Origin of the sequence: Robbsia andropogonis, from assembly GCF_000970345.1 — a bacterium.
Classification (GTDB): domain Bacteria; phylum Pseudomonadota; class Gammaproteobacteria; order Burkholderiales; family Burkholderiaceae; genus Robbsia; species Robbsia andropogonis.
Genome location: NZ_LAQU01000013.1, coordinates 80,521 through 99,203, shown reverse-complemented (window position 1 = coordinate 99,203; position 18,683 = coordinate 80,521). Strand labels below are relative to the sequence as shown.

The following is an 18,683-nucleotide window of genomic DNA, read 5'->3' as shown; positions in this document are numbered from 1 at the left end:
TTTCGTTGTTTTCAAGCCCAGATCTCAGAAATTTGTGCCCGTGAAGGCACTTGTCCCGCGCGACACAACACCGCTCGCCGCCACGCGCTGCTAGACACAGGGAGGGAGCGCCAGGACCAGGGTTTGTCACAACAGGGTGGAGCACATCGCGCACTCACCGCGCACGCTTGCCATGCCAACGGCAACAGCTCGTTACATTCTTTACCCAGAACAGGGACTTAGGGCCATGACACGGCGACGGCGGCCGCATTAAAATCAAGCCGTGCTAAGGGGCTTGACCTTCCGGAATCAGCGCGTAAAAAAAGAGGTGAATAAATGAAATTGACGTTCGCAATCGTCTTTATCCTGTCCGTGCTGATCGCTGGAACCACCACCATTTGCTTGTCAGGCGCAGTCAGTGCACGGACATCGGAGTACGGCACCGCGAAGGCGCTGACCCGCGATTGGCTCAATCCTTATCCGGCCAGCCATCAGGCGAGCCATACGAAGGATCGTGACCTGGGCTCCCTGCTTGCGCAATGACGCGCCGGTCGCGCTTCGTGGGCCGGCCATGCCACCCGGCGGCGGGCTCCCGGAACAGGTGACGTCGGGTACGTTCGGCCTCACGCGCTTGCGCGCTGGCCACGGTTTCTTCATAAAGTAGCCGTGCAACGGGCGCCGGCCCCCTCACTTCGCTGATAGTCCGCACTACGACAGTCCACCGTCCCGCTTCCAGATCGATCGTGATCACGTCTCCGATGCGCACGTCGCGCGACGCCTTGACGGCATCGTCGCCAATCAGAATTCGCCCCTTTTGAACGGCCTGCTGCGCCAACGATCGCGTCTTGAAGAACCGCGCCGCCCATAGCCATTTGTCAACGCGCGCTTTTTGACCAAGTGCATCCCCGTTTGACGAATGGCGGTCCCTATCGAGCGTCTCCACCGTGGTTGCACGGCGGCCCGATTGTCCGCGACTCACTGCGGCGCCCCTCCCGGCCAACCGCCGAGGTTGTCGGCGCACAATGTCGCGAGTCCGGCGATCCAGGCCGGCGCATCGTTCAGGCAAGGAATCCTGCGAAATCTCTCTCCGCCAGCGTGCAGGAACGCGTCGCGCACTTCAAGACCGATTTCCTCGATCGTCTCCAGGCAATCGGCGGTAAAACCGGGGGTGAAAACATCGATCCGGCGCGTGCCGGACTGGGCCAATGCAATCGCGGTGGGCTCCGTGTAAGGTTGCAACCACTCCGCCTTGCCGAACCGTGATTGAAAGGTCACGCGGCATCTATCGGCGTCCAACCCCAATACGTCGGCCAACCGCGCGCCAGTGGCGAGGCATTCGGCCTGGTAGGGATCGCCCAATGTAATCGTCCGTTTGGGGACGCCGTGAAAACTGAGCAACAACTTGTCGCCCGCGGAAAAATCCGGCGCATCGTGTTCCCGCCAGAAGCGCGCGACCTGCTCGGCAAGCGCCGCGATATAGTTGGGATCGGTCGGGTAAGACTTGACCGCACGCAATGCCGGTTGGTCGCGCAATCCGCGTAAATGATCATAGGCGGCATCGAAAGCGGTGGCCGTCGTGGATGCGGAGTACTGTGGGTACATCGGCATCAATAGAATGCGCTGCGTACCCGCGGCCTGCAATGCGTCGATGCGTGCCGCGATATCAGGTGTGCCGTATCGCATCGCGTATTCGACCCGCACGTTCATCCCGAGTTCCGCGAAACGGCTTCGCAGCGCCGCGGTCTGGCGTTCCGTATAGACCCGTAGCGGCGAGCCCTCGTCCATCCAGACCGAAGCGTATTTCTTCGCGGAAGCGCGTGATCGCAACGGGACGATGACCCCTCGCAATAACGGCTGCCATAATAACGCTGGAATCTCGACAACGCGGGGATCGGACAGGAACTGCTTCAGGTAACGGCCGACCGCACCCGCTTCCGGCGCATCCGGCGTGCCGAGATTGATCAGTAATACCGCCGTGCCCGAGGAACCGACCGCCTCGACGGGAGGCGCGCTCGCCAGAGATCGTCCTGGCGTCATTTCAAGGGGCGACGCAGGATCGACCAAGAGATCGGGTGCATTTGGCGACATCGGCACGGCGGATGCCGTCGACAGGATTGGCCCGGATGGCATCGTTGCGTCGGATGGACTGATCGGTGAATTCATGGAGAGACACAAAGGCAGATGTACTACCAGTGTACCCCGAGCGCGACGGTGGGCGGCAGCGTGCAGACCACTGTCGCGCCGTCAGTGCTGACTGAGCGCGTTCGATAACAACCGCGCGGTGATGTCCACAATGGGAATGACACGGTCATAAGCCATCCGTGTCGGGCCGATGACGCCAAGGGTGCCGACGATCTTGCCATCCACTTCGTATGGTGCCGTCACGACGCTCATCTCCTCGATGGGGACCAGATTCGACTCGCCACCGATATAGATTTGCACCCCTTGCGCGTGGCTCGACACATCCAGCAATTGGAGCAGACTGGTCTTCTGGTCGAACAGGTCGAACAAGCGACGCATCCGCTCCATGCTGGACGACAGATCAGTGACTTCCAGCAGATTGCGTTCGCCGGAAATCAGCAGATTGTCGCCATCGTCCGACGCTTCCTCACTGCCCGCTTCCACCGCCTCCTGCATCAGGTGCGTCATATCGGCCCGGACGGCGTCGATCTCCCCGCGCAAACGTCGCCGGACCTCGTCAAATGACTGGCCCGCGAAGTGTGCGTTGATGTAATTCGACGCTTCGATCAGTTGCGACGGACTGTATTCACGCTGCGTCGCCATGATCCGATTCTGGATATCCCCTTCCGGGGTCACGATGACAAGCAGGATGCGCTTGTCGGACAAGCGCATGAACTCAATCTGGCGGAAGGTCTGACTCCGGCGTGGCGTGAGGACAACACCGGCAAACTGAGACAGGTTCGACAACACGCCCGCCGCCGCCGCAACCACCTTCTGCGGCTGGCCGTGCTGAAGCTGCGCGGCAACCCGTTTCGCAAAATCAGCCACCTCGCCATCAGCGGTAAGAGGCTTGGATGTCAGCATCGTGTCGACGAAGAGCCGATAGCCACGCGGGGTGGGAATACGCCCCGCAGACGTATGAGGGCTCGTCACCAGGCCCAGCTCCTCGAGGTCGGACATCACGTTGCGGATGGTCGCCGGACTCAGGGCAAGTCCGGAAAACTTCGAAAGCGTGCGCGAGCCGACAGGCTGACCTTCGGCGATATACCGTTCGATCAGGGTCGTCAGCAGAGTTTGGGCGCGCGGGTCTAGCATTCAGGAATTCTAGCGCAATCCGCCCCGGGCAGGCCGTTCAAGGCATTGTTTACAATCGCATGGCGGCAATTCCGCCACTGCGCTGCGAGAACCCGCTGCCTCGTCTGCATTGCCGGGGCACGATGCACCTCGCGTCGGCCCATCCATAGACGCAGGGTTCCGACGCAGCGGCTGGTCACACGCATCCGCCATTAGGACGCAATCGGGCTGAAGCGGTAGAGTTTCCCCCGTCGCCTGTGGTGTAATGCGCAAATGGAAACCCGTACCTCTTTCAAGACCGTCGCGCTGATCGGCAGGCCTAATACGCCCAATATCGGCGAGCCGCTGCTGACACTGGCTCGCGCCATCGAAGCCCGCGGCTTCACGTTGATCTTCGAGGCCGCCACGGCCAGCGAGATAGACCTGACGTCCCAGCTCGGTTCCCTGCGCCATAGGCCGGCCGTCGCGACCACCGCCGAGATAGGCTCGCGCGCCGATGTGGCCGTCGTCGTCGGTGGCGACGGCACGATGCTCGGCGTTGGCCGCGAACTGGCACCGTTCGGCACGCCGCTGATCGGCATCAACCACGGGCGGCTCGGCTTCATCACGGATATCCCCATCGTCGACATGAACCGGGTCGTGCCGGACCTGTTGGCGGGCCACTACGAGCGCGAGGAACGCACGCTGCTGGAAGCGCGGATCATGCGCGACGGCAAGCAGATCTACGACGCACTGGCGTTCAATGACGTCGTCGTCAACCGCAGCGGGTTCTCAGGCATGGCAGAGCTGCGCGTGGTGGTGGACGGAAGATTCATGTATTCGCAACGATCAGACGGATTGATCGTGGCCACGCCAACGGGTTCGACCGCCTATGCCTTGGCGTCCCAGGGGCCAATCCTGCATCCACAGGTCGGCGGCATCGTGTTGGTGCCGATCGCCCCTCAGGCGCTGTCGAACCGACCGATCGTGCTGCCGGACAAATCCGAGATCAGCGTGCAGGTCATTGGTGGGCGGGAAGTCAACGTCAACTTCGACATGCAATCCTTCACGGCGCTGGCACTCGACGACATCATCGAGATCCGGCGTTCATCACACACGGTGCCATTCCTTCACCCGGTGGGTTACAGTTATTTTGCGACGCTGCGCAAGAAGCTGTACTGGAACGACCACCCGGCCAACGATACGCGGCAGAGCTAAACGCCGTCCACCATGCTTCGACAACTTTCGATTCGCGATTTCGTCATCGTCGACCGCCTTGACATCGAGTTCGACGCCGGCTTCACGGTATTCTCCGGCGAGACCGGCGCTGGCAAGTCGATCCTGATCGATGCGCTGGCGTTGATCCTCGGCGCGCGCGGTGACGGCAGTATCGTCCGGAACGGCGCGGTTCGAGCCGACCTGAGCGCGGTATTCGATGCGCCGCCGGACGTGGCCGAATGGCTGCATGAGCACGCGCTCGACGACACTGGCCACGCGGCCGAGGTTCTCGCCGCGACAGCGGCATCCTCGGCACGGGACAAGGACATGACAAAGTCATCGCGCGGGGCTAAAACGAGCCGCGCGACCGGGAACCAGGCAAGTGCGATGCATGCACCGCCCGTGATGCTTCGACGTGTCATCGATGCGACCGGCGCTCGATCGCGCGCCTTTATCAACGGCACGCCCGCGACGCTTGGGCAGCTCCGCGAATTGGGTGAAATGCTGGTCGACATCCATGGTCAGCACGCGCACCAGGCATTGATGCGCCCAGATGCGCAACGTCTGCTGTTCGACACGCATGCGGGTGCGACGCAGGCGGCCGCGCGCACCGCCGCGGCCTGGGCGGCATGGCGCGCCGCGCGGGCGCGTATCGATGATGCCCGCAAGCGTGCCGAACAGATCCAACTCGAACGAGAGCAATTGGCCTGGCAAGTCAATGAACTGGAAACGCTGGCGCCGCAGGCGGGCGAATGGGAAGAGATCGGCGTTGAACATAAGCGCTTGTCGCACGCGGCCAGTTTGATCGATGGCGTGCAGGGGGCGATCGACGCGCTATCGGAATCCGATGATGCGTTGATTGGGCGGGTCTCCGCCATCACCAGCCGCCTTCAGGCACTGGCCGAGATCGATGAAAATCTACGCGACGTCTTACTTGCGCTCGAACCTGCGCAAATTCAACTCCAGGAAGCGGCGTACTCGCTGACGCATTATGCGCAGCGGCTTGACCTCGATCCGCAGCGCCTGGAGCAAGTGGATGAGCGTATGAACGCGCTGCATGCGGCCTCGCGAAAATTCCGCATCGCTCCCGAAGCCTTGGGTGATGCGCTCGGCGAACGCCGCGGTCGGCTTGCGGCATTGGACGCGGAAGCCGATTTCACCGCGCTGGAAAAAGCGGAGCAAGACGCCGCCGTGGCGTACCGCGATGCGGCGCACGTGCTGTCCACGATCCGCAAGGCTGCGGCCGGCGTCCTGTCCGAAGGCGTCACCACTGGCATGCAGGAACTGTCGATGGTGGGTGGCAGCTTTGAAGTCGCGTTGACGCCCGTCCAGTCGACGCGAGATGGGGAGCATCCCAACGTGGTCGGTGGTCCGAACGGTCTCGAACAGATCGAGTTCCTGGTGGCGGGTCATCCGGGTGTGCCGCGACGCCCCTTGGCGCGGGTCGCCTCCGGTGGCGAACTGGCGCGGATCAGCCTGGCATTGTCAGTCATCGCCAGCGCGGCCAGTCCGACCCCCACGCTGATTTTCGATGAAGTGGATACCGGCATTGGCGGCGCGGTGGCCGAAGTGGTCGGCCGGTTGCTGCATCAATTGGGCGGCATGCGGCAAGTGCTTTGCGTGACCCACCTGCCCCAGGTGGCGGCGCGCGGCGATCGTCATCTGCGCGTGACCAAACAGGTCCGGGATGTCAGCGCCGATGTCGTGGCCGGGCAACCGGTGGACGGCGGCGCGCAGACGGAAAGCGAGACCGTCAGCGCAGTCACACGGATCGACGGCGCCGAGCGCGTCGAAGAGATCGCGCGGATGCTCGGCGGTATCGACATCACGCCGACGACTCGTCGCCACGCCAAGGAAATGCTGGCGGCGTGACGCCGGGCGAAGGCGAGTGACGCGCACCGAAAGGCGGATCACGCGCCGGCGTCTTCAATCGTGACCGCGCGCCTTCATTCGATAGCGACGCTACCCCCTCGCCATCGGATCACCCAATGCCGAGGGCCCTTCCGCGGCGACGATGTTTCCGAGCACATGATCCCAGAGTCGACAGACGGCGTGACGCTCGGTTTCTACCCGGCTCATGGCAACCCTGGCATGTAGCGCACCGTCCAGACGCACCCGATGCTGCAGTATGCGATAGCGCCGGTAGGCCGCCTGCACCGCCTGAATATCCGCCAGCGGCGCGAAGTCCAATCCCGCCAGCACATCGAGCAGCGCCAGATTCCCGCTGTTGCGAATCAACGCCGGGTGCGCCGCTGCATGGCGCAGCACGCCGTATTGGACGAGAAATTCGATATCGACCATGCCACCGCGATCGTGCTTCAGGTCGAACAACCCGCTGTGATTCGGATGCCCGTCATGCACGCGGGACCGCATGGCGACGATCTCGGCCGCCAACGCCCGAGCGTCACGCGGTGTCGCCAGAACCTCCTCGCGAATTTGTTCAAACGTCGCGCCAATGGCCGGATCGCCCGCGCAGTATCGCGCGCGCGTAATCGCCTGATGTTCCCAGACCCACGCGGTATTTGCCTGGCCGGCCTCGCGTTGTTGATAGCGACGAAAGCCATCGATCGGCGTCACCAGCAATCCCGACGATCCGTTCGGCCGTAATCGGAGATCGACATCGTAGAGCTGCCCGGCGCCGGTCGCAGTGGTCAGCCAGCTGATCAAACGCCGCGCCAGCCGCGTGTAATGCTCGGCGACATCGTCGCCCTCGCGCTGATCGTCGTAGAGGAAGATCAAATCGAGATCGGAACCATAGCCCAACTCCTTACCGCCCAACTTGCCATACGCAATGATGGCGAACCGGGGCAGGTCGCCTTCGAGCATCGGCCGCTCGGCGATCGCGCGCCAGACGGTTTCAAGCGTCACATCGAGCACCGTATCGGCCAGCTCCGACAAGCGGTCACTGACCGCCTCCACGCTCAATAGACCATACAGATCACGCAACAGAATGCGGAACACTTCCGCATGCTGCGCGTGCCGCAAGAGGTCCATCTGCTGCTCGACATCCGGCGCGGCATGGACTTTCGTGCCCCGGACGTGACCGGTCTTCGCCGTGCCATGCAATTTTTCACGCAGATCGTGTGCAAACGCCGACCAATCGAACGGTGCATGCACCGCTTCGTCATCAAGCAATTCGTCCAGTAGCTGGGGGTGCTTGATCAGATAGGTCGCCGCCCACTGCGCACCGGCCAGCACCTCAAGCACCCGACGCAACGCCACGGGAAACTCGGTCAGCAGCGCGAGATAGGCCCGCCGCCCGCAGATGCGCTCCAACAGATCGAGCCATCGCGCCAGCACTAGACGCCGCGCGGCGGGTCCCGATTCGCCGGCCGCTGCCGCATCGCGCGATGCCGCCGAGGCGTTGGCGGATATCTCCACCAACGCGCGCCGCACCAATGCATCCACGCGCTCACGGCTTTCCGATGGCAATTGCTGATAGCGCGACGCCACATGCATCGCGCGCATCCGTGCAATCAGATCATCGAGCGCCGCGTCATCGGCAGTGCCCGGACGCCGCGCCGTATCCACGCCATGGTCCCGCACCGCATCAAGATCCGGCTCGACAAGGCCAAGACACGCCGCATGCTGCCACAACACCGCACGCGCCTGCGGCCCATCGGACGCCCCTTCCTCCGACGTTTCATGCCACAACGCCTTCGCGGCGTCATCGGCGGTGCGAGATGGCGGCAACGTCCCCAGAGCTACCTCCTCCCCCGTCGCGCGCGGCACGGACGTCGCCGACGATCCATTGACCGTCACCGCCGCCAGTGCGTCCTGCGGTGCGAACAGTTGCTCGAACTCGCGCTCCACCACATCCCGGTGCGCGGCCAGCGTGGCTTGCAACGCCGCATAGTCACCCTCCCCCCGGGCGTCGACATGGCCCATTGCCGTTGCCAGGGCCGCGCGCCGCGCGGCATCCACAGGCATGGCATGCGTCTGTGCATCCTCGGCATATTGCAGACGATGCTCCAGGCGCCGCAGAAACGCATAGGCGTCGCGGAGCTGCGTCACATTCGCCTCACCAATCAAACCGCGCTGCACCGCAATCGCCAGCACCTGCAACGTGGGTCGTACGCGCAACGCCGGGTCCTGACCGCCTCGAACCAGTTGAAACACCTGCGCGCCGAATTCGATTTCACGAATCCCCCCTCGGCCGAGCTTGACGTCATCGGACAGGTCGGGCCGCAGCAGCGCCCGCCGCCGCGCCTCCTCACCGATCTGCTTGTGCAGGGAGCGGATGGCGTCGATGACGCCGAAGTCCAGGTAACGCCTGAATACAAACGGCCGTACCAATTGATCGAGTTGCACGGAGAGCCGCGCCTGCGCCTCACGCGCGGCAATCTGATCGACGCAAGGCAACAGGCGGCCCTTGATCCACGCGTAGCGCTCCCATTCACGCCCTTGCACGAAGAAATACGCCTCCAGCATCGCCATGCTGCATACCAACGGCCCGGAATCGCCGTTGGGCCGCAGCCGCATATCCACACGAAACACATAGCCGTCCGCCGTGCGCTCGGACAATGCGCCAATCAGCTTGCGGCCCATGCGCGTGAAAAAGTCATGGTTGTCGATGCCGGCACGCTCGCCTCCCGCTGTCTGGCCGGCCTCCTCGTAGACGAAAATCAAATCGATGTCCGACGACACGTTCAATTCCCGCCCTCCCAGCTTACCCATGCCGACGACGCCAAGCGCCAATGGCGCGCCGTCGGATTCGCGGAGCGGCATGCCGAAGCGTCGAACCATCGCCTGCTCGATCGTATCCAGTGCCTGCGCGATGGCCACCTCGGCCAGGTCACTCATCGCATCGGTGACTTCGGTGAGATCCGCCAGCCCCGCCAGATCACGCGCCATCACCGTGCAGAAAATGTCGGCCCGCAGACGCCGCAGGGCGGTACACAATGCGTTGTAGCGCTGATCATCGTCGAGCGGTGCGTCCGCCTGCAAGCCATGCGCGGCGCGTATGACCGCCTCGGCGTCGGCGCGGCGCGCACTGTAACGCGTCATGATGCCGTCACGCGTCACCGGCCGATCGACATTTGCGTCGACATACGCGGCCACGTCCGGCCAGGCGGCAAAGGTCCTGGCGGCAAAACCGGAAAAGGCCGCGGCGCATCGTACCGCCCGACCGTGCCAAAGCGGGCCAGGCGGCACGACCGCTGCAAGCGATGGTGTGGCGGGAAGCGCGGAAAAGTCGTTGGACATGGAGCAAACACACAAAACGCGAATAGAACCGGAAGCGTATGCCAAAACGCGGGGCCATGGTAATAGGAGGGGCACTTCGTATCATCATCACCCGCCGTCTCGGGCCTGTCGCATCACTGTGATACATTGGGACATCGCCCCAAACTTACCTAGCCGTCCTTCCACGCAGTATGCTCGATCGCCGCGCACCCGTCGCCCCGTCACCGTCGTCAGCGCAATCGCAAGACCGCGAACATCGGGCAGGTGCCGGAAACGTGGTCAGTGCCGCCGCGCATGATCCATCCGTCACGACAAGCGGCACCGATGCGCCCATCCTGTTGGAGCGTGTCGAACCCCGCATGGGTAGTGGGGGGCATGGCGGCGGCGATGGCCCCGGTGACGATCAAGGCGACGACGCGCGCGGCCGGCGCACGCGATATTTCGATTACTCGATGCGCGTACTGAAGCGTGTGCTGGCAGTCGTCACGATCATCGCGTTGATCATCTATTTTGTCTTCGGCGCGGTGGCATTGACGCTACGCTATGTCGTGATGCCGAACGTGGACCGCTTTCGTCCCAGGGTGGAAGCGATAGCCAGCGCGGCATTGCATACGCCCGTACGCATCGGTCATATCTCGGCCCAGTGGCGCGGGTTCAAGCCGTCGTTCACGGTGACGGATCTACACATCGGCAACGGCGATACGCCCGGCGCGGCCACGGCGGCCGCGTCGACATCAATGGTCCCGGCAACCATCACCCTCCCCGCCCCGACCGCCGATGCCGACGCCTATGTCGACCGGGTACAGGCGACGCTCGCGTGGCGCTCGTTGCTGCGGCTGCAACCCATCTTGTCGCAACTGGTCATTGATCACGCGCGGGTGAACGCGGTTCGCGACGGCACCGGACGAATCATGATTGCCGGTATCGCGATCGGTCAGGGTGACGTGCGCAATCCGTATGCCTTGCCGAGCTGGCTGCTCGGCCAGCGCGAGATCGTGGTGCAAGACCTCGACTTGAGCTGGGTCGACCAGGCGGGTCCGGGACATGGCGCGCCGCCGCCACCGCCACTCCAATTGACGCATGCGCGCCTGGCCCTGATCAACGGCGGGCGGTATCACCGCGGCGGACTCCAGGGGAACCTTGTGGTCGACGCCGAGGGCTGCGCACGGACACCTTGCACCGGTGCCCCACGCGCCACCATGCCGATAGACCTCCGCGCCAGTTTCCAGAGCGCGCCTTTCAGGGCGTGGTTGCCGGGCCGGGCCGGCCGCGGCAATCCACGAAACTGGCACGGCGAAGTCTATATGGGGGCCACCCGGTTGGACCTGGCGGCATTGAACGACTATGTGGATAACACGATCGGCGCCCGTGCCGGCCATGCCGATATCCGAAGCTGGTGGCAATTCGATCACGGGGATGTCGGGCGCGTTCACGGCGCGATTTCGGCCCGCGGGCTTGCGCTGCAACTGCGACAAGGCTTGCCGCCCTTGCGCATCCCCACCGTCGACAGCCAATTCGCGGCGAGCCAGCACGACGGGGACTATCGCGCATCCGTACGCAACCTGGCGCTGGAGCTGGACGATCAGTCGTCGCTACCGGACGGAACGACACTGGGCCGCATGTTGAATGTCTCCCGCTTCGATGGCGAATATCGAACGCCGCGCGTTGGACGTGGCGAGAAGATCACCTTGTCCGGCGACGTGCTGGACATCGGCCTGCTTGCGGATTTCTCACGGACGCTGCCGCTGCCACGCCGCCTGAAACGCAATATCGATCGTTACGATCCGAGCGGCGTTCTCTCCAACTACCAGTTGGAATGGGAGCGCGAGGCACCGAAGGACGCGGCCGCCGCATCGGCGGCGCGGGTGCAAGGCGATGTGCCGCTACGCCGCTACAAGCTGCATGCAACGCTCGACGGCGTAACGCTGGCCGCCATGCCACCGCGTCCCGGTGTGAACGCGGCCGGGCATCCCCATATCGGACAGCCCGGCTTCTCCAATCTACGCGGCGTGATCGACGCGGATCAGGATGGCGGGACGGTCACACTTGATTCAAAGGAAGCCACGGTCACGATTCGCGGCATGTTCGACGATCCAACCCTCATGTTCGACACCCTGAGCGGGGCGGCGAGATGGCGGATCGTGCCTCAGGGGGATGCGAAGCGCATCGATGCCCATATCGATCATTTGACCGTGTCGAACACCGATGCCGCGGGACAGGTGCAGGCACGCTTCCGGGCGCTGCTCGATGCGGCACAGGACGGCTATCTCGATATCGACGGAAAACTGGACCGCGCCAACGTGCCGATGGTGCCGCGCTACCTGCCGACATCCATCACCCCATCAGTCCGGCAATACCTGACGCGCATGCTGAAAGCGGGTAGCACGCACGGCGCCACGATCGAAGCGCATGGCCGTTTGAATGACCTGCCCTATCCGCATGGCGCCTATCGCATTGCAACGTCGCGCGCCGCATCGACGCCCCCGTCGGAGGCAGGCAGAACGCAGGCGACCACGGCGATCGACTCACCGGACGACGGCGCGCCGCCCGGTGGCACGAGCACATTCAAGGTCAGCGCACCGTTTGCAAATGCCTCGGCTGATATCTCGCCGCCCCCGTCTGTGCGACTATCAAACGGGGAGCCGGAAAAATGGCCGGTGTTCGACGGACTGGGCGGACACTTTTTCATCGATGGTCGTCAGTTGGGATTCGATGTGGACAGCGGCCACTACCGGCAAGTGCGCATCGATACGATGCAGGGCCGCATCCCGGACCTTGGCGACCGTAAGCGTGACTTGCATATCGAGGGCCGGGTGCGCGGGCCGTTGTCCGATTTCGTCGACTTCGTCGGGCATAGCCCGCTAGGCTATTGGAGCAACCAGCTCGCCGCGCCGGCGAAAGCGCAAGGCAATGCCACGCTGGCGCTGCGCATCGATGTCTCGCGGCAGCAAATTGAAGGCGCGACAAACACCAGCACCGCCATTGTCGCGGGCGCGCCACGTAGCACGACCGCAACCGCGCCGGCGACGCCACCGGATAAGCAGACGACCGGGAACGCGACCGCCTCGACCGATGGCGCCGCGGGCACGACACTGGCTCGCCCGGAACCGGTCAAGGCCTCCGGGACCGTGCGCTTCGAGCGTAATCGCGTGATCTATGGCGCCGCGCCGCCGATCGACAACCTGACCGGAGAGGTGAATTTCACGAATCACACCGCCGTCTCCCGCAATCTGCAAGGGCGATTCCTCGGCGGTGACGTGCGTGCGGACGGCACGATGACAGCCGACGGCGGCTTGAATATCCAGATTCGAGGCCGCGTCGCGCCCGAGCGCGTGGCGACGGCGAGCGACCCACGATATGCCTCGCTATTGCGCCATTTCTCGGGCACGGCACCCTATCAGGTGCAGGTGCGCCGCACAGGTCACGAGCCCATCCGCATGACGCTACGCTCCGATCTGGCAGGGCTTGGCATCGACTTGCCCGCACCGCTGCACAAGGCGCCGGACAGTCCGATGACGGTGTCGATGGATTGGCGCACGCTCGGCGGCACTGGCGCCCGGGGCAGTACGGAACCATTGCAGCGAATCGATCTCGTGGCCGGCCCCGTCTATGCGGCCTATCTGAGACGGGCCAGCACGACGACCCCGTCCGCCATGACGGGTATGGGCGGCAACGCAGGCACATCAGGTACGATCGTCGCTGGCGCGATCGGGCTCGGCGGCCTGCCGGCGCTTCCAGAACAAGGCGTGCTGGGGGAATTGCACGTCGCGCAATTCGATGCCGACGCGTGGCGGGCGGTCCTCGCGGAGGTCGACCTGTCCGGCAGGACCACGACCAGGCGCGACTTCACACCGGACCCTGCCGATGCCTCATCATCGGATGCGAATCGCCCGGGCGACGGCTGGTTGCCTGATCACGTGGATATCGCCGTCGATGACCTGCATCTGTTGTCGCGCCACTGGCACGATGTCCGTCTCAACGGCAGCCGCATATCCCATAAGGGCTGGCGCGCAAACGTCGACGCGCGTGAAGTGAAAGGAGAAGCAAGTTGGCAACCGCAAGGCGGCAGCGCCGTTCATGCACGCTTTTCGAGATTGCTGATTCCCGCCGGCGACGCCGCGACCGAAACCGGGACCGCGACGCCCGCGGCGCAACAGCAAGCGGCGCGGACCACACGGGTGCTCGCCACGGCACCACAGGCGGCGACGCACTTCCCCGCCATCGACCTGAAAGCCGATCAATTCGGTTTCGATGGCCGGCCCATCGGCAAGCTGTCGCTATTGGCGCACAACGTGGCGACCGCCGATGACACCTTATGGCAGGTCGACGATCTGACCCTCAGCCACCCCGCCGCCACGCTTCACGCCACCGGCGACTGGCGCGTTGACAAGTCAGGCGACGTTGCGCACACCGGCGTGGACTTCCAACTGAACTTGCACGACAGCGGTGCCTTGCTGACCGCGCTCGGCATGCCTGACACCGTCAAGGGCGGCAAGGGCACACTCGACGGCGCGTTGAATTGGGAAGGCAATCCCGGCACGCCGGATGTCAGGACACTCGATGGGAAGCTCAAGCTCGACTTGCATCGCGGCCAGTTCCTGAAGGTCAACCCCGGCGCGGCACGGCTACTGGGCTTGCTGAGCCTGCAAGGCCTGGTGCGCTTCCTGCAGCTCGATTTCAAGAGCGTATTCGGCAAGGGTCTGGCCTTCAACCGCCTCTCCGGCACCACCACCGTTCGCAAAGGGGTGGCCAGCACGCAGGACGCCACGCTATCGACGGCGCCGGCGCTGTTCACGATGTCCGGTACCGCGAACATCATCGACGAGACGCAGGATTTTCATGTGACCGTCGTGCCGCACTTGAATGCCGTGACGGCATCCGTTGCCGCCGCGGTGCTGAACCCGATCATCGGGCTGGGGACGCTCGTCGCGCAATTGGCGCTGTCCGAGCCAATTTCCCGCAGCCTGACGCGACACTATCTGGTGCAGGGAACGTGGGATAAACCACAGGTTCGGCGTGCCGACGGCAATCGCGGTAACATTGCCCCAACGGCCGACGCAGTCGCCACGCAGCAGTCGGCCCCCGCGCATTGATACGGTAAATCTTGCCGTTACGCGCGTATCCTTTTTACGAGGACTCTGCATGCATCCGACCGATTCCGCTATCCGATCCCTGAGCATCGCGCAACAAGCGTTGCTGGCGCCGCATGGCCTTGACGAAGCCCAGTTACTGCGCACGCTCGGCTCGATTTTCAAGGCCCGGGTCGATTACGCGGACCTGTATTTCCAGACGACCCGCTCCGAAGCGTGGAGCCTCGAGGAAGGCATCGTCAAATCCGGTTCGTTCAGCATCGATCAAGGTGTCGGCGTCCGCGCCATCGCAGGCGACCGTACCGCGTTCGCCTATTCAGACGACCTCTCCCCTCAAGCGCTGATGCAGGCGGCCGAGGCCACGCGTGCGATCGGCACGTTCAACCAGGGCAGCGGCAAACGCAAGGTGCCTGGCAATGGCAACGGCGGCAAGCGCATCGTGCCCGCCAACGCGCTGCACGGTGTCTACGGGCGCGATCTCTACCTGCCGCAGGATCCACTGGCCTCCCTTGACGCGACCGCCAAAGTGCAATTGCTGGAACGGATCGAGAAGATGGCCCGCGCACGCGACTCGCGCGTCACGCAAGTGATGGCCGGACTCGCCGGCGAGTATGACATCGTCATGGTCGCGCGCAGCGATGGCGTGATGGCGGCCGACATCCGCCCACTGGTTCGTATTTCCGTAACGGTCATCGCCGAACAGAATGGTCGCCGCGAAGTAGGCAGCGGCGGCGGCGGCGGCCGCTTCGACTACCGCTACTTCGACGACGAAAAGCTGGAAAGCTATGTCGACGACGCGGTGCGCGCGGCACTGGTCAACCTCGACGCCAAGCCGGCTCCCGCGGGCAATATGAGTGTGGTGCTCGGCCCGGGCTGGCCGGGCGTGTTGCTGCATGAAGCCGTGGGGCATGGCCTGGAGGGTGACTTCAACCGCAAGGGCTCGTCGGCATTCGCGGGCAAGATCGGTGAACGCGTGGCGGCAAAAGGCGTCACGGTCGTCGACGACGGCACGCTGCCACACCGCCGCGGCTCGCTGAATATTGACGACGAAGGCAATCCGACGCAGTGTACGACGCTGATCGAGGACGGTATCCTGAAAGGCTATATTCAGGATTCGCTGAATGCCCGCCTGATGGGCATGCCGGTGACCGGCAACGCGCGACGCGAATCGTACTCGGCGTTGCCGATGCCCCGCATGACGAATACCTACATGCTGAACGGCGACAAGACGCCCGAAGAAATCATTGCATCGGTCAAGAAGGGCTTGTATGCGGTGAACTTCGGCGGCGGCCAGGTCGACATCACGAACGGTAAATTCGTGTTTTCCGCATCCGAGGCCTATATGATCGAAGACGGCAAGATCACCTATCCGGTCAAAGGCGCGACACTGATCGGCAGCGGTCCGGAATCGCTGAAGTACGTCAGCATGATCGGCAACGACATGGCCCTGGACCGTGGCGTAGGCGTCTGCGGCAAGGACGGCCAGAGCGTGCCGGTAGGGGTGGGCCAGCCTACGCTGCGGATCGACCGGATGACTGTCGGCGGCACGGCCTGATCGCGGCGATGCGATAAGACAACGCCACGACTGCGGCACGCATAAAACGTCGAATCAACGCGGATTATTCGCAGAAATTTGGCGCTTTATGCTTCTTATCCGCGAAATCACCCCCTCTACTTGCGTTGTGCGTAACCAGGGCGTATAAAGTTTCCTTATCGATGCGCCCGCGACGTCTTGCCGCGGGACGGCGAAAACGCGTAAAGCGCTTCCCTTTCGCCGCATCTCTGAATGTGCATGTATCGCCAGTGACGACAATGTCTCAATCTGCCCGCCTTTATTTTGCGTTTTATTTTTATCTCGAGCCCATGGCGGACGGAGAGGGGTGCTGACGCACTGAACACACCGAAACGAACCGCCGCCCAGTCTGGCGGTTTTTTTTTATTCCATTTTTGCGGTACCGCTTTTTGCTGCATCTCCGCCACCGCCGGGCCGGGCCAGCGGTTGATGTGCTCCTCGAACGCCTCCGCGGGATGTGAAGGGAACACTGGCCGAGCGCAGACCAACAGACAATTAGGAGACCGATATGGGCCTGCACAATACCGATGACGTCCGGATTCGCGAAATGAAAGAGTTGACGCCCCCCGCGCACCTGCTGCGTGAATTCCCGTGCGACGATGTCTCGTCGCAACTGATCTTCCATACCCGCGCCGCACTGCATCGCATCCTGCACGGCATGGAAGATCGTCTGATCGTCATCGTCGGTCCCTGCTCGATTCATGATACGAAGGCCGCACTGGAGTACGCGGATCGCCTGCGTGCACAACGAGATCGCTTCAGCGGTGAACTCGAAGTCATCATGCGCGTGTATTTCGAAAAGCCGCGCACCACGGTTGGCTGGAAAGGCCTGATAAACGACCCGAGGCTCGACAACAGCTTCAAGATCAACGAAGGTTTGCGGACCGCGCGTGATTTACTCGTCGAGATCAATCGCCGAGGGGTGCCGGCCGGCACCGAATTCCTCGACATGATCAGCCCGCAATACATCGCCGACCTGGTGTCATGGGGCGCGATCGGCGCACGGACGACCGAGTCGCAGGTACACCGCGAACTGGCATCGGGACTGTCCTGCCCGGTCGGCTTCAAGAACGGCACGGACGGCAATGTGAAGATTGCCGTGGATGCCATCAAATCGGCATCGCAACCGCACCACTTCCTTTCCGTGACAAAGGGTGGTCACTCGGCCATCGTCTCGACCTCCGGCAACGAGGATTGCCACGTCATCCTGCGCGGTGGCAAGACACCCAATTACGATGCGGCAAGTGTCGATGTCGCATGCAATCAGATCGGCCAAGCCGGTCTGGCCGCCCGCCTGATGGTGGATGCGAGCCATGCAAACAGCGAGAAGAAGCACGAGAACCAGATCCCGGTCTGCGCCAATATCGGTGCACAGATTGCCGGTGGCGAGCAGCGGATCGTAGGCGTGATGATCGAATCGCATCTGGTCGCCGGCCGCCAGGACCTGACGCCTGGCTGCACGCTGGATGCATTGCAATACGGCCAGAGCATCACCGATGCCTGTATCGGTTGGGAAGACAGCGTTGGCGTACTGGAGACACTGGCCGCCGCGGTCCGGCAACGACGCCTCCTGCGTAGCCGCGGTAACTGACCTCGCTTTTACGGCTGCACGGGCAGCGTCCTAAGCGCGCGGCGCACGTAGTCCCATCGTTTATGGAGGATGGACGCCTTGTGGTTTCGTGACGGATCGTCCGAACGTGGTGTCATGTACTTGCCACCGCGCATCATGCGTGATTCATTGCGTTTGTTCACGACCACTCCATCGCGCCGGTCCGCTGAAATCGCGCCGATCTGGCGCAACGACGATGCATGCTTGTAAAATGCGGACGGAAGGTTCAACGCCTCCGCCTTTACCACCGTCGGCCAATCCATGCATGATGCCGGCGCGTCAAGATTCTCACGATGCCATCGCGCGGTCTGCTCGCTCGTCATTTTCCTGGCTAAAAACAAACAGAACATCGCGTAGTCCTGCCGTGGTTTCTGAAGACCCATGGCGATGACACAGCGATGCAGGGCCGCAATAGCGTCAAACGCATCAAGCAACGTCGCGCCGAAGAAATCGTGATAAATCGCTGCGGTAGGAAGCCCCATTGTGTGCATTGGACTCAGCCACTCGTGCTGGACGACTTCAGCCACGTCGTCCGCCGGCAACACGGCGCGATCCAGACTGTTGTTCTGAAAGTCGATCGGGCGGTGCGTCTCCAGACTACGCTCTATACGCTTGAGTATCTCGTGCGCCGCCTGCTCATCAGACCGCGTCGGCGTGCCGTGAACATCGTCCAATGGTGCCTCGCGCCCGGTCATACCTCTTCGACTTGACGGCGTGAGGCTCGGATTGCGTGCTGTCTTGATACATTTTATTTCTTCTCCTAAATAATTTATCAATATCTTCCAAATTTCTGACT

Annotated in this window: 10 protein-coding genes; 5 read left to right on the top strand and 5 right to left on the bottom strand. The window is 63.1% G+C overall.

Annotated elements, in window-relative coordinates; all coding sequences use genetic code 11:
* Positions 1-448: 448 nt before the first annotated feature.
* The 3 genes from WM40_RS13770 to hrcA form a co-directional block, all read right to left on the bottom strand.
* The gene (locus WM40_RS13770) at positions 449-922 is read right to left on the bottom strand and encodes an RNA-binding S4 domain-containing protein (RefSeq protein ID WP_046153141.1); all 474 of its coding nucleotides are present in this window, start codon (positions 920-922) and stop codon (positions 449-451) included.
* A gap of 32 nt (positions 923-954) precedes the next feature.
* The gene (gene hemH / locus WM40_RS13765) at positions 955-2,016 is read right to left on the bottom strand and encodes a ferrochelatase (RefSeq protein WP_082102727.1); all 1,062 of its coding nucleotides are present in this window, start codon (positions 2,014-2,016) and stop codon (positions 955-957) included.
* A gap of 207 nt (positions 2,017-2,223) precedes the next feature.
* Positions 2,224-3,255 carry a heat-inducible transcriptional repressor HrcA gene (gene hrcA / locus WM40_RS13760; RefSeq protein ID WP_024901768.1) on the bottom strand — a complete coding sequence of 344 codons (1,032 nt, stop codon included), beginning with the start codon at positions 3,253-3,255 and terminating at the stop codon, positions 2,224-2,226.
* 252 nt (positions 3,256-3,507) lie between these two features.
* On the opposite strand from hrcA, the gene WM40_RS13755 reads away from it, so the two are divergent.
* Positions 3,508-4,431 (top strand): NAD kinase, encoded by a 924-nt coding sequence (locus WM40_RS13755; protein ID WP_046153115.1) that lies wholly within the window; start codon positions 3,508-3,510, stop codon positions 4,429-4,431.
* A gap of 12 nt (positions 4,432-4,443) precedes the next feature.
* Positions 4,444-6,303, top strand: coding sequence for a DNA repair protein RecN (locus WM40_RS31435; RefSeq protein ID WP_046153114.1), 1,860 nt, complete (start codon positions 4,444-4,446; stop codon positions 6,301-6,303).
* A 90-nt stretch (positions 6,304-6,393) separates the two neighbouring features.
* Here WM40_RS31435 and glnE read toward each other — a convergent pair whose 3' ends face one another.
* Positions 6,394-9,636, bottom strand: a complete 3,243-nt coding sequence (gene glnE / locus WM40_RS13745) for a bifunctional [glutamate--ammonia ligase]-adenylyl-L-tyrosine phosphorylase/[glutamate--ammonia-ligase] adenylyltransferase (RefSeq protein WP_082102709.1) — start codon at positions 9,634-9,636, stop codon at positions 6,394-6,396.
* A gap of 170 nt (positions 9,637-9,806) precedes the next feature.
* Here glnE and WM40_RS13740 point away from each other — a divergent pair, with 170 nt between their 5' ends.
* The 3 genes from WM40_RS13740 (at position 9,807) to aroG (ending at position 17,869) form a co-directional block, all read left to right on the top strand.
* A complete protein-coding gene (locus tag WM40_RS13740) occupies positions 9,807-14,708 on the top strand; it encodes a YhdP family phospholipid transporter (protein ID WP_046153113.1) in 4,902 nt (1,633 codons plus the stop codon).
* 49 nt (positions 14,709-14,757) lie between these two features.
* On the top strand, positions 14,758-16,260 hold the full coding sequence (gene tldD, locus WM40_RS13735; RefSeq protein ID WP_046153112.1) for a metalloprotease TldD: 1,503 nt from the start codon (positions 14,758-14,760) through the stop codon (positions 16,258-16,260).
* Positions 16,261-16,786: 526 nt separating this feature from the next.
* Positions 16,787-17,869: a 3-deoxy-7-phosphoheptulonate synthase AroG gene (aroG, locus tag WM40_RS13730; RefSeq protein WP_046153111.1), complete on the top strand. Its 1,083-nt coding sequence runs from the start codon at positions 16,787-16,789 to the stop codon at positions 17,867-17,869.
* Positions 17,870-17,877: 8 nt separating this feature from the next.
* Here the strand turns inward: aroG and WM40_RS13725 are convergent, their stop codons facing one another.
* Complete coding sequence (locus tag WM40_RS13725; RefSeq protein ID WP_046153110.1) at positions 17,878-18,582, bottom strand: YopJ family acetyltransferase; 705 nt, start codon at positions 18,580-18,582, stop codon at positions 17,878-17,880.
* Positions 18,583-18,683 lie beyond the last annotated feature (101 nt).